Source organism: Sphingomonas degradans (assembly GCF_053502645.1).
The window spans coordinates 227,182-239,755 of record NZ_CP177172.1 but is presented as its reverse complement, the minus strand read 5'-3'; the positions used below and the strand labels follow the sequence as shown (position 1 = coordinate 239,755).

Annotated in this window: 13 protein-coding genes; 8 read left to right on the top strand and 5 right to left on the bottom strand. The window is 66.0% G+C overall.

Going from position 1 to position 12,574, the window contains the following annotated elements; genetic code table 11:
- The first annotated feature begins 76 nt into the window (after positions 1-76).
- The 4 genes from ACG3SL_RS01135 (at position 77) to ACG3SL_RS01120 (ending at position 2,593) form a co-directional block, all read left to right on the top strand.
- Positions 77-331, top strand: coding sequence for a hypothetical protein (locus ACG3SL_RS01135; protein WP_448663307.1), 255 nt, complete (start codon positions 77-79; stop codon positions 329-331).
- Positions 328-504 (top strand): hypothetical protein, encoded by a 177-nt coding sequence (locus ACG3SL_RS01130; protein ID WP_448663306.1) that lies wholly within the window; start codon positions 328-330, stop codon positions 502-504. Before ACG3SL_RS01135 ends, ACG3SL_RS01130 begins: the two co-directional genes overlap by 4 nt.
- Positions 501-1,451: an aldo/keto reductase gene (locus tag ACG3SL_RS01125; protein ID WP_448663305.1), complete on the top strand. Its 951-nt coding sequence runs from the start codon at positions 501-503 to the stop codon at positions 1,449-1,451. The genes ACG3SL_RS01130 and ACG3SL_RS01125 overlap by 4 nt, the downstream gene beginning before the upstream one ends.
- 83 nt (positions 1,452-1,534) lie before the next feature.
- Entirely contained in the window at positions 1,535-2,593 is a 1,059-nt protein-coding gene (locus tag ACG3SL_RS01120) for a ParA family protein (RefSeq protein WP_448663304.1), read from the top strand.
- A 46-nt stretch (positions 2,594-2,639) separates the two neighbouring features.
- Here ACG3SL_RS01120 and ACG3SL_RS01115 read toward each other — a convergent pair whose 3' ends face one another.
- A complete protein-coding gene (locus ACG3SL_RS01115; protein WP_448663303.1) occupies positions 2,640-4,019 on the bottom strand; it encodes a helix-turn-helix domain-containing protein in 1,380 nt (459 codons plus the stop codon).
- A gap of 440 nt (positions 4,020-4,459) precedes the next feature.
- Here ACG3SL_RS01115 and aceA point away from each other — a divergent pair, with 440 nt between their 5' ends.
- Together aceA and ACG3SL_RS01105 are read left to right on the top strand one after the other, a co-directional pair.
- Complete coding sequence (gene aceA, locus ACG3SL_RS01110) at positions 4,460-5,749, top strand: isocitrate lyase (protein WP_448663302.1); 1,290 nt, start codon at positions 4,460-4,462, stop codon at positions 5,747-5,749.
- Positions 5,750-5,761: 12 nt separating this feature from the next.
- The gene (locus ACG3SL_RS01105; RefSeq protein WP_448663301.1) at positions 5,762-5,917 is read left to right on the top strand and encodes a hypothetical protein; all 156 of its coding nucleotides are present in this window, start codon (positions 5,762-5,764) and stop codon (positions 5,915-5,917) included.
- Between the two features lie 59 nt (positions 5,918-5,976).
- Here the strand turns inward: ACG3SL_RS01105 and ACG3SL_RS01100 are convergent, their stop codons facing one another.
- The 3 genes from ACG3SL_RS01100 to ACG3SL_RS01090 are packed head-to-tail and all read right to left on the bottom strand — an operon-like array spanning position 5,977 to position 8,048.
- Positions 5,977-6,360 (bottom strand): type II toxin-antitoxin system death-on-curing family toxin, encoded by a 384-nt coding sequence (locus tag ACG3SL_RS01100; RefSeq protein ID WP_448663300.1) that lies wholly within the window; start codon positions 6,358-6,360, stop codon positions 5,977-5,979.
- Entirely contained in the window at positions 6,357-6,584 is a 228-nt protein-coding gene (locus ACG3SL_RS01095; RefSeq protein WP_448663299.1) for an AbrB/MazE/SpoVT family DNA-binding domain-containing protein, read from the bottom strand. The genes ACG3SL_RS01100 and ACG3SL_RS01095 overlap by 4 nt, the downstream gene beginning before the upstream one ends.
- An 18-nt stretch (positions 6,585-6,602) precedes the next feature.
- Positions 6,603-8,048: an MFS transporter gene (locus ACG3SL_RS01090; protein ID WP_448663298.1), complete on the bottom strand. Its 1,446-nt coding sequence runs from the start codon at positions 8,046-8,048 to the stop codon at positions 6,603-6,605.
- 142 nt (positions 8,049-8,190) lie between these two features.
- On the opposite strand from ACG3SL_RS01090, the gene ACG3SL_RS01085 reads away from it, so the two are divergent.
- Together ACG3SL_RS01085 and ACG3SL_RS01080 are read left to right on the top strand one after the other, a co-directional pair.
- Entirely contained in the window at positions 8,191-9,336 is a 1,146-nt protein-coding gene (locus ACG3SL_RS01085) for an acyl-CoA dehydrogenase family protein (RefSeq protein ID WP_448663297.1), read from the top strand.
- 126 nt (positions 9,337-9,462) lie between these two features.
- On the top strand, positions 9,463-10,251 hold the full coding sequence (locus ACG3SL_RS01080; protein ID WP_448663296.1) for an SDR family oxidoreductase: 789 nt from the start codon (positions 9,463-9,465) through the stop codon (positions 10,249-10,251).
- 50 nt (positions 10,252-10,301) lie between these two features.
- Here ACG3SL_RS01080 and ACG3SL_RS01075 read toward each other — a convergent pair whose 3' ends face one another.
- A complete protein-coding gene (locus ACG3SL_RS01075) occupies positions 10,302-12,557 on the bottom strand; it encodes an NADP-dependent malic enzyme (RefSeq protein WP_448663295.1) in 2,256 nt (751 codons plus the stop codon).
- Positions 12,558-12,574: the final 17 nt, after the last annotated feature.

Sequence of the window (12,574 nt, the reverse complement as noted above, 5' to 3'; positions counted from 1 at the left end):
CAGGCCATCAATTGCCTTGCGTGTGGCACAAGCGCTCGGTTAGCGCGTTGGGGGTCGTCGTTCGAAAGGAAATCCGATGCGTCCCCTGCTGATCCCCGTTGCCACTCTCGCCCTGCTCGGCCTGTCCGCCTGTGGCGGCGCGAAGAACGAGGCCGCCGAAGCGAACGAGACGCTTGCCGGCGACAGCAATGCGATGGGCGAGGCAGTGAGCGACGTGAACGCCGCCAACGCGGCACAGGACGCCGCCTTCGCATCGGCGGAAAACGCCTATGCCGGCAATGTCGCGGAAACGGGCACCGACGGCCCGGTCTCGAACGAAATCACCGATTGATGCGCCGCCTCGCCTGCGCCGCGCTGCTGCTCGCCCTTGCCGGGTGCGGCAGCGCGCAAGACAAGGACGCGCAGGCCGAGGCGCGCCAGCTCGATGCCGCCGCCGCCGCGATCGACATCAACGCCACCGCGCCCGAAGCGGCGCCCGACAACCGCGTGGAGACTGCCCCATGACCGACCTTCGCCCGCTCGGCGCCTCCGGCCTGTCGATCGCCCCGCTCGTGCTGGGCGGCAACGTCTTCGGCTGGACCGCGGACAAGGCGACCAGCTTCCGCCTGCTCGATCGCTTCGCAGAGGCCGGCGGCGGGCTGATCGACACGGCCGATGTCTATTCGGCCTGGGTGCCGGGGCATCAGGGCGGCGAATCCGAAAGCGTGATCGGCGAATGGCTGCGCACATCGGGCAAGCGCGACAAGGTGCTGATCGCGACCAAGGTCGGGATGCTGCCCGGCGAGGGCGGCGAAAAGCTGGCCCCGGCCCGCATCGCGGCGGCGGCGGATGCCTCGCTCGCGCGGCTGGGCGTAGACGCGATCGACCTCTATTACGCGCACCAGGACGATGAATCGGTGCCGCAGGAGGACGTGCTGGCGGCGTTCGACACGCTGCTCCGCGCGGGCAAGATCCGCACGCTCGGCGCCTCCAATTTCCACGCCCTGCGCCTGAAATCCGCGCTCGACCTCGCCACGGCCAACGGCCTGCCGCATTACCGGGTGGTCCAGCCCGAATATAATCTCGTCAGCCGCCACAAGTTCGAGGGCGAGCTGCAGAACCTGTGCATCACCCACAATCTGGGCGTGGTGCCGTTCTACGGCCTCGCCTCGGGCTTCCTCACCGGCAAGTATCGCAGCGAAGCCGATCTGGGCAAAAGCGTGCGCGGCGGACGGATGGGCGATCTGCTCGCGGGCAAGGGCCCGGCGGTACTCGCCGCGCTGGACACCGTCGCCGCCGAGACCGGCGCGACGCTGGCGCAGGTCTCGCTCGCCTGGCTCGCCGCCCAGGACGGCGTGACCGCCCCGATCGCAAGCGCGACGTCGCTCGAACAGCTCGACGAGCTGCTGGGCTATGCGGAGGTGACGCTGACGGCGGAGCAGCTGGAGCGGCTTACCGAAGCGGGGGCCTGAAGGAAGGGGGCTCCACAAAATTACTACCCGTAGCATCAAATTTTCTGGCAACGGGGGGAGGCAAGCGAGAACGGAGAACAGCGATGGCGGTGTATGCAATTTGGAACAACAAGGGAGGCGTCGGTAAAAGTTACCTAACGTTCCAAATTGCTTCAGAATATGCGCGCACACACCGGGACCAACGGGTGCTGGTCATAGACCTGTGTCCACAAGCGAACTCGTCAAGCATGATACTCGGCGGAATCGTTGAAGGGGAAAATCGTATCGAGGAGCTCTCCGGACAGAATCCTCCAAGGACGATATCGGGATACGTGAATGATCGAATTGTGAGTCCGTACGTCGATACAAATTCCGGATCCAACTTCGTCACACATGCCTATCCGCTCAACAACATGGTGCCTGAAAACCTTTACCTCGTTTGCGGGGATGAAGAGCTGGAGATGCAGGCATCAAGAATTCAGCTTGCATGCTCCGCCGGCCCAAACAATGCATGGCAAATAGTACACACTTGGATTAGAAATCTTATCGATGACGTGAGAGCGTCTTGGAATCAAGATAATATCACTGTCTTTATCGACTGCAATCCCAGCTTCACTGTTTATACAGAACTTGCCATATCGGCTGCGGATCGACTTATCATTCCGTTCTCAGCAGACGGCTCGTCAAAGCGGGCCGTGAAATCGCTTCTTTCTCTCGTATATGGCATTCAGCGCAGAACGGGGCAGCCACAATCACAGTTTTTTCGCAATACTCAACAGTTCAGAATGGCACTGCCACAGATATATTCTTACGTTGGCAACCGACTAACCCAAATGAATAATAGTTCCGCCAGCGCATTTCGCAATGTTGTACTTGAAATATTTAATGAGGTTTTCAGAGTCTACCAGAGCAATCCTGGACTTTTCTCAATACATCCAAATGGTGCCCCCGCACCTGTGAATCGAACAACATTTCGATCTATGTTCGAAGAGCAGGTGAATGACGCCAATACTGCCTCGGTCGTGTCTGGAGCCCTAGGCATTCCCATTTGCCGACTCACCGCAGGAGTCAAAACCTTCGCCGGTCGCAGCTCGCGAGTTAACCAGTCGCAGCTCGATAGGCAGCAACCGAATATTCGGAATTTCGTAGCTAAAATTGAATGATACTCAGATGGCGAGAGCGTAAATTACGGTTGCGAAGTATGCCCCCTCAATCCCCAACAAACCCAAACGCCGTAACCCCGCGCTCGCGCTCGCTCCCCGCCGCCGCCCGCCCCGCAGGCACTGCCGAGCGCTGGGCGCACGCCACCCGCGTGCATGCCCGGCACCCCAGCCCGATCGGCGCCGCCCGCCCGGCCAGGTCCACCCCGCGCGCCGCCGCCAGCGTTCCCGCTTCCGCCGCCGGCACGCCCAGCGCGATTACGAAGCGCGGGCGCGCGCCGTCGGGGGCGCCGCCATGGGGGTGCACGCAGCGCGCGATAGTGAAGGCGCGCGCGCCGTCCTCCAACTCGACCAACTGCACCGCCGCCTCATCGGTCCGCGCAAAGGCGTCATAGGCATTCCATAACGGGCACGGCACAGCCGCCTCGACCAGCGGCGATCCGCTCGCCCCGGCATAGCGCTTCGACACCTGCCCCGCGCGATCGACGCGCAGCATGAAGAAGGGCAGCCCGCGCGCGCCCACCCGCTGCAACGTCGTCAGCCGGTGCGCGATCTGTTCCCAGCTCGCGCCGAAGCGCCGCTGGAGCAGTTCGCCGTCATAGCCGCTGGTCTCGCACGCGCGCAGGAACCGCGCATAGGGCATCAGCAGCGCAGCGGCGAAATAGCCCGTCAGGTGGCGGCGATACAGCCGCTCGCCGACGCGCTCCAGCGCCGCGCCGCGCACCAGCGCGTCGATTTCGGTGCGCGCTTCCTGTGCCAGCTGCTCGGCCAGCGCAAAGCTACGCGCGGGGCCATCGAGCATTTCCGAAAGCTGGATCTGGCGCGCGTGGAGGTCCAGCCGCCGGGTCAGCCCGGGCATCACATCGGCGGGCAGGATGCGGACCGACAATTGGTGCTTCACGCGCAGCCGCTCGGCCATCGCGCCGTACAGATCGCCCGCGCTCTGGCGCAGGTCGTCGGCCAGCGCCTCGGCGGCGGCGTCGAGGTCGGCGAAGTGGTTGCGCCAGCGCTCGATCTCGCGGCGGACCTGCTGGCCCGGATCGACGGCGCCGGGTTCCGCGACGCCGCCCGCCCCCATCCGGTCATAGGCGCGCGCAAACGCCTCCGCCCCGTCGGGCGCGCCGGCCAGCCATTCCTCCAGCTGGTGGCGATCGACGGGGATGTCGGCGAATAGCGGATCGGCCAGCCGCCGCCGCAGCGCCTCCGCCCCGCCGCCCGGTGCTGCCGCGCTCAGCTGGCGGGGATCGAAATCATAGGTCTCGGCCAGCCGCAGCATCAGCGCGGCGGACACCGGCCGCTGGTTGCGCTCGACCAGGTTGAGATAGCTCGGCGAAATATCCAGCGCCTCCGCCATCGCCGCCTGCGCCACGCCCAACTGGCGCCGCAACCGGCGGACGGCGTGCCCGGCGAATAGCTTGCGTTCGACCATGCTGCTCTCCTTCTGCGCCGTTTCCCGCGCCTTCTTGCTCCCCTCCCGCTTGCGGGAGGGGCCGGGGGAGGGTGCGCCGTGGAGACTCCTTCCGCGACGACCACGCCCTCCCCTAACCCCTCCCGCAAGCGGGAGGGGAACGCCCCATAAAAAAAACCCGTCATCCCGGCGAAAGCCGGGACCTCATGCCTCCCGCTGGACCGCCGATAGTCCACGCCTCCGCGAGATCCCGGCTTCCGCCGGGATGACGAAGGGGGCGCAGCCTCCGCTCCCCGCTATAGCTGCCAAACCTTCTGTAAATACTTTACAATACGACACCCCGCCTCCGCAACCCACGACACACGCACACCCTGCCGCCGTCACAGCACCCCTCCCCGCCGTGCCTAAACTTCCTAAACATATCCCCACAGGATCTGGACGCTTAGTCAAGGAATTCACAAATGACGCAGCAGCACCGCTTCGAAGACCTCGTCCCCGCCCCCGCCGGCCGTTTCGACGGCATCGTCCGCCCCTACAGCGCGGACGACGTGGCGAAGCTGCGCGGTTCGATCGCGGTCGAGCACACGCTGGCCCGCCGCGGCGCGCTCAAGCTGTGGGAGCTGCTGCGGACCGAGGACTATATCAACGCGCTCGGCGCGCTGTCGGGCAACCAGGCGATGCAGATGGTCCGCGCCGGGCTGAAGGCGATCTACCTGTCGGGCTGGCAGGTCGCGGCGGATGCCAACACGGCGGGCCAGATGTACCCCGATCAGTCGCTCTACCCTGCCAATGCCGGGCCGGAGCTGGCCAAGCGGATCAACGCCACGCTCCAGCGCGCCGACCAGATCGAACATATGGAAGGCGGCGCGACGCGCGACTGGTTCGCCCCGATCGTCGCCGATGCCGAAGCCGGTTTCGGCGGCCCACTCAACTGCTTCGAGATCATGAAGGCCTATATCGCGGCGGGCGCGGCGGGGGTCCATTACGAGGACCAGCTGGCGAGCGAGAAGAAGTGCGGCCATCTGGGCGGCAAGGTGCTGATCCCGACTCAGGCGCATATCCGCAACCTCGACAGCGCCCGGCTGGCGGCGGATGTGTGCGGCGTGCCCACCGTGATCTGCGCCCGCACCGATGCGGAGAGCGCGAAGCTCATCACGTCCGACGTCGACGAACGCGACCATCCGTTTCTGACGGGCGAGCGCACGGCGGAGGGCTTCTTCCGCCTCAAGGACGGCACCGGCGTCGACCATTGCATCCAGCGCGGGCTGGCCTTCGCGCCCCATGCCGACCTGTTGTGGTGGGAGACGTCGAAGCCCAATCTCGACGACGCCCGCCGCTTCGCCGAGGCGATCAAGCGCGAGCATCCGAACAAGATGCTGGCCTATAACTGCTCGCCCAGCTTCAACTGGGAGAAGAACCTCGACAAGGACGATATCGCCCGGTTCCAGCGCGAAATCGGGGCTATGGGGTACAAGTTCCAGTTCGTGACGCTGGCGGGGTTCCACCAGCTCAACTTCGGGATGTTCGAGCTGGCGCGCGGGTATCGGGATCGCGGCATGGCGGCCTATTCAGAGCTGCAACAGGCCGAGTTCGCGGCGGAGGCCAACGGCTATACCGCCACCCGCCACCAGCGCGAAGTCGGCACCGGCTATTTCGACGCGATCGCCCAGACCGTGGCGGGGGGCGCAAGCTCCACCACCGCGCTCGCTGAGAGCACCGAAGCCGCCCAGTTCACCACCGAAGCCGCGTAAGGAGAGTATGTCATGACCAACGAACCGCAGCGCAGCCGCGCCGTCTTTTCGACCGAGGATTTCCGCCTGATCCGCGAAGCCGTCGGCACCCATCTGCAAAAGGTCAAGGATTCGCCGGACTCGGTCAAATTCTCCAACCTTTACCACCGCCTGGGGCGCGTGGCCTGACTTTCCTGGGGAGGAAAGGATGCTCGCCGGGGTCCGGTCCCCGGCGGGCATTTCCGCGTTCAGGCGGCTTTGCCGCGAAGCCACTCGGCCAAGGCTTCCTCGCTGAGTTCTCCCGCCGCGAGCGCCAGAACGGTCTGGATCGCGTCAGCCTTGTCTAACGCAATCTCAATGCCGTTCAGCTTCAGGAACAGGCGCGTCATCACCCAGGCGGTGCGCTTGTTGCCATCGGCAAAGGGGTGATTGCGGGCGATCCCGAAGCCATAGGCCGCAGCCAGCGCGAACGGATCGTCCTCGCCATAGTGAAACTTGTTGAGCGGGCGGGCGATCGCCGATTCGAGCAACCCGGCATCCTTCACACCGGCCAGCCCGCCATGTTCAGCAAGCTGGCGGTCGTGCACCGCCATCGCGATGTCCGCCGTGAGAAAGCGCAGCGCCGCCGTCACTTGGCGAGGACTGCCAGAATGTCACGGTCCTCCCGCATGATCTCTTCTGCCGCCTGCATCGCCTCGGCAAAGTCCGGGTCGGAAGCACGGAGCACGACGCTGCCCTGCCCTTCGGTCAGAAACAGCTCATCCCCCAGATCGACGCGCAGTCGCGCCAGCACTTCCTTGGGCAGGATGACTCCGGCGGAGTTGCCGATGCGGATTATCTTGAGCGGCTTGTTCATACGATAGTTATAACATTCTCACGCATCCCCGGCAACGCCGCGCAGCCGCTCGACGCGCGCCAGATGCTCGGCCCGCCCGAAGGGAAAGGCGCGGTAGAGCAGCGCAGCCGCCAGACCGAGCCCGAGGTACAGCGCGCAGAACAGCACGGTCAGCCGATCGATAGTCGCCTCGGGAACGCTGCCCTGCACGGCGGCCTCCGGGAAGCCGGCGATCGCCAGAATCACCCCGGCGGCAAAGATGCCCAGTCCGCTCGTGCATTTCTGGACGAAGAAGGCGCCGGCGAAAAACACGCCCTCGGACCGGCGGCCGGTCTGCATTTCGGAATGCTCGACGACATCGGCCATCATCGAGGCGCCCAGAATGGTCGACGACACGCTGCACGCCGCATTGGCGGTAAAGATGCCCAGCAGCAGCGGCAGCATCCATGGCGTGCCCGGCGCGGGGAACAGCCCGGCGAAGCGCAGGACATAGGGCAAGGTAAGGAGCAGCGCGGCACCGGCCATGAACCCCATCGCCGCCACCGGCTTGCCCACCCGCCGGGCGATGCGCGGCGCGATCACGAACGCCAGCGCGACGCCGGCCAGCAGCGTCACCGCCAGCCACTGATAATCCCCGGCCGCAAAGTGCCAGACATGCGCGTAGAGATAGTTGGACAGCGCGAAGCTGATTCCCTGCGCCGCATAGAAGCACAGCCCGGCGCCCATCAGGATCGCAAAGGCGCGGTTGCGGACCGTCTCACCCAGTTCGCGGAAATTCTCGGCAATCGACTGCGGCACGATCTCCGGGCGCGGCAACCGCGCGATCTCGCCGCGCGTGCCCAGCGCCGATACGAGGATCGCGACCAGCATCGCCCCCGCGCCCGCCGCCGCAAAGGCGACATAGCCCTGCCGCACCAGCAATCCGTCGCGCAGGAACCAGCCATAGGACGCCATCAGCATCCCCAGCCCGCCGATCCAGCCGAACAGATAGCGATACGCCATGATCCGCGTCCGCTCGTCATAATCGCCCGACAATTCGGCGCTCAGCGCCTGCGACGGCACTTCATAGGCGGATACGGCGGTGCGCACGACCACGGCAGTCGCGAACACCCACAGCAAGGTCGCGCCCGCCCCCCAGGCCGGCGGGTTCCACAGCAGCAGCCATCCGATCGCGATCGGCGCGGCGGCGCCCAGCATCCACGGATGCCGCCGCCCCCAGCGCCCGCGCGTGCGATCGGACAGGAATCCGATCGCCGGGTCGATACATGCGTCGAGCAGCAGCGCGCACATGATCGCGAACCCCACCTGCGCGGCAGGCAGCCCGATCACCTGGTTGTAGAACAGCAGCAGGAAGGTCGAGAAGGCGAAGTCCTTCACCCCATAGGCGACCGCGCCAAAGCCATAGGCCAGCATCGTCGCCTGTCGCACCCGGCGCAGCGGCGGCGCCGCGCCTGCGGGGGTTTGGTGTCCGCGCGGCGCCTGCATCCTGCTTCCCATCGGTTGTTTGCGGCCCAGCATAGGACCGCCAAGGGCAGCGTCAATCTTCCCAGATTGGAAGAACGGGTATGGCTTGATGGCCCATGGAATAGGGGTATATCTATATACTTAGAAAGCGAGGAACGCGCCCATGGCCCTGGACCCCGAAGTCTTCGACGCGCTGCTCGATACCGTTCGCCGGTTCGTGGCCGACCGGCTTCGCCCGCTGGAAGGCGCAGTCGAGGCAGCGGACGCCATCCCGCAGGACGTGGTCGAGGAGATGCGCGCGCTGGGGCTGTTCGGCCTGTCGATCGCCGAGGAATATGGCGGGCTGGCGCTGACGATGGCCGAGGAATGCCGCGTCGCGATCGAGCTGGGCCGCACCACCCCCGCCTTCCGCTCGACCTTCGGCACCAATGTCGGCATCGGCTCGCAGGGTCTGGTGATCGCCGGCACGCCCGAGCAGAAGGCGCAGTGGCTGCCGCGCATCGCCAGCGGCGAGATCGTCACCAGCTTCGCGCTGACCGAGCCCGATGTCGGCTCCGATTCGGGCGCGGTGAAGACGCGCGCGGTGCGCGACGGCGATGTCTATCGGCTCAGCGGCGCCAAACGCTACATCACCAATGCGGACAAGGCCGACCTGTTCACCGTGATGGCGCGCACCGGCGACGAACCCGGCGGCCGTGGTGTCTCCGCCTTTCTCGTGCCGCGCGACCTGCCCGGCCTCAGTGTCGGCGAGCCCGAGAAGAAAATGGGGCAAAAGGGCGCCAAGGTCGCGGATGTGATCTTCGCCGACGTGCCCGTCCCCGTCGCCAACCGGCTGGGCGCCGAGGACGAGGGTTTCCGCATTGCGATGCAGGTCCTCGATCGCGGGCGGCTGCACATCGCGGCGGTATGCGTCGGCGTCGCGGAGCGGCTGATCGCCGATTGCGTCGCCTATGCCAGCGGGCGCACCCAATTCGGCAAGCCGATCGCCGAACACCAGCTGATCCAGGCGATGCTTGCCGATTCCAAGACCGAGGCGCTGGCCGCCCGCGCGCTGGTGCTGGAGACGGCGGCGGCAAAGGACGCAGGCGCGAACACGACGATGGAGGCTGCGGCGGCCAAGTATTTCGCCAGCGAGATGGTCGGCCGCGTCGCCGATCGCGCGGTCCAGATCTTTGGCGGCGCGGGCTATATCGCCGACTACGGGATCGAGCGGCTGTACCGCGACGTCCGGCTGTTCCGCATTTACGAAGGCACCAGCCAGATCCAGCAGCTCATCATCGCCCGAGAGACATTGAAGCGCGGGGGATAAATCGCGGTCGCCCTCACCCTTCCCACCGCCTTTCGGCGGCGGGCCCCTTCCCTCTCCCGACGGGAGAGGGAGGGAGGCGCGAAGCGCCGGAAGGGTGAGGGTGACGTGCTTGCAAAGGGAGAAGATATGGACACCAGCACATTGTTCCGCCTCGACGGGCGCGTCGCCTTGGTCACCGGCGGGTCGCGCGGGATCGGGCGGATGATCGCCACCGGCTTTGTCGCGCAGGGGGCGAAGGTCTATGTGTCCTCGCGCCACGCCGGCAATTGCGAGGAAACCGCCGCCGCGCTGGGCCCCAACTGCATCGCGCTGCCGCACGACATCGCAACGGTCGAGGGATGCCGCGCGCTCGCCGCCGACCTGGCGGAGCGCGAACCCGCGCTAGACATCCTCGTCAACAATGCCGGCGCCGCCTGGGGCGAGCCGTTCGAGACCTTCCCGGAAAAAGGGTGGGACAAGGTCATGGACCTCAACGTCAAATCGCCCTTCTTCCTGACCCAGGCGCTGCACGCGCTGCTCAAGGCCGGCGGGTCAGCGGGTCGCCCGGCCAAGGTCATCAACATCACCTCGATCGACGGCCAGCGACTCAACCCGTGGGAGACGTACAGCTATCACGCCTCCAAATCCGCGCTGATCTATCTGACCAAGCGCATGGCCGCGCGGCTGGTGCGCGACCATATCAACGTCACTTCGATCGCCCCCGGCGCCTTTGCCAGCGACATGAACAAGGCCGCGCGCGACCATGGCGGCGAAGTGGCCCGCGCCATTCCGGCGGGGCGGATCGGCGTGGACGAGGACATGGCCGGTGCCGCGATCTACCTCGCCAGCCGGGCGGGCGACTATGTCGTCGGCGATACGATCACCGTCGACGGCGGACTGGTCAACGCCGCGCTGGGCATCAGCATCGACGGCTGATGCCCTTGCGGCGGGGGTAAGGGCGATACACCCTCACCCCCTGCCGCAGCTTAGCGCGCGATACCGCCCGCCGCGAGCACCGCCAGCGTCACCAGTTCGCTCGCCGTGGCGGACATTGGCGCGATCTGCACCGGCTTTTCCATCCCGATCAGCATCGGCCCGATCGTGGAATCGCCGCCCAGCTCGCGCAGCAGCTTGGCCGAGATATTGGCCGACTGGAGCCCCGGCATGATAAGGACATTGGCCGGGCCCGACAGGCGCGAGAACGGATAATTCGCCATCTGGCGCGGGTTGAGCGCGACGTCGGGCGACATTTCGCCTTCATATTCGAACGCGGGCTTGCGCTCGTCGAGCAGCTTGATCGCCCCGCGCACATTCTCCAGCCAGCGCCCTTCGGGATTGCCGAAGTTCGAATAGCTGAGAAACGCCACGCGCGGTTCGTGGCCCATGCGGCGCGCCACCTGGGCCGTGCCATCGGCAATCGCCGCCAGTTCCTCGGCATCGGGGCGTTCGTTGACCGTGGTGTCGGCGATGAACACCGTGTGCGACTGGCCGACCAGCACATGGATGCCGAACGCAGTACGACCCGGTGCATAGTCGATCACCCGCAGCACCTGGCGCATCGTCTCGGCATAGGTGCGGGTGACGCCGGTGATCATCGCATCGGCCTTGCCGAACTGAAGCAGCAGCGCGCCGAAGATGTTGCGGTCGCGGTTGACCATCCGCTCGATATCGCGGCGCAGATAGCCGCGCCGCTGGAGCCGCTGATAGAGGAACTCGACCATTTCATCGACGAGCGGCGAATTGACGCTGTTGTGCAGTTCGAAATCGTCGGGGTTCGCCCCCAGCGCCTTGAGCCGGTCCTGCACCGATTCGCGGCCCACCAGCACCGGGATGCCATAGCCGCCGTCCTTGAACGCGATGGCCGCGCGCAGCACGACTTCCTCTTCGCCCTCGGCAAAGATCACGCGCTTGGGATTGGCGCGCGCGCCTTCATAGGCGAGGCTGAGCACCGAAGTCGTCGGGTTCAGACGCGCCCGGAGCGCCTGGCGATAGGCCGACATGTCGATGATCGGCTTGGTCGCCACGCCCGAATCCATTGCCGCCTGCGCGACGGCAGCGGGAATGATTTCCATCAGGCGCGGGTCGAACGGCGTCGGGATGATATAGTCGGGGCCGAAGCTGTGCTGGGTGCCATAGGCGGTGGCCACTTCCTCCGGCACCTGCTGCCGCGCCAGTTCGGCCAGCGCGCGGGCGGCGGCCAGCTTCATCGCGTCGTTGATCCCCGTCGCGCGCACGTCGAGCGCGCCGCGGAAGATGAAGGGGAAGCACAGCACGTTGTTGACCTGGTTCGGATAGTCCGAACGGCCCGTGGCGATGATCACGTCCGGGCGGACACGCTTTGCCTCGGGCGGCGTGATTTCGGGGTCGGGATTGGCCATCGCGAAGATGATCGGCTTGGGCGCCATCTTGGCGAGCAGTTCCGCCGGCAGCGCGTTGGCGGCGGACAGGCCCAGGAACACGTCCGCCCCTTCCAGCGCCTCGGCCAGCGTCCGGCGGTCGGTCTTGGCGGCATGGGCCGACTGCCACTGGTTCACGTCGTCGCGGCCCTGGTAGATCACGCCGGTGCGGTCGCACATCAGCAGATTGTCGTGCGGCAGGCCCATCGCCTTGATCAGCTCGGTGCACGCGATCGCGGCGGCGCCGGCGCCATTCACCACCATCTTGGTCGTCTTGATGTCGCGCCCGGTAAGGTACAGCGCGTTGATCAGGCCGGCGGCGGCGATGATCGCGGTGCCGTGCTGGTCGTCATGGAACACCGGGATGTTCATGCGCTCGCGCAGCGTCTGCTCGATCACGAAGCATTCGGGCGCCTTGATGTCCTCCAGGTTGATGCCGCCGAAGCTCGGCTCCATCAGCTCGACCGCGTCGATGAAGCGATCGACATCCTCGGTCTTGAGCTCCAGATCGATCGAGTCGACATCGGCGAAGCGCTTGAACAGCACCGCCTTGCCTTCCATCACCGGCTTGGACGCGAGCGCGCCAAGATTGCCGAGGCCCAGAATCGCCGTCCCGTTCGAGATCACCGCGACCAGATTGCCCTTGGCCGTATAGTCGTACGCCAGCGACGGGTCCTGCGCGATCGCCAGCACGGGCACCGCGACGCCAGGCGAATAGGCCAGCGCCAGGTCGCGCTGCGTCGCCATCGGCTTCGATGCCACGATCTCGATCTTACCCGGACGCCCCTCGGAGTGATACCGCAGCGCTTCGCGCTCCGAAAACTGGACGTTCGATTCCTCAGACATTCTCGTCTCCCATGCTT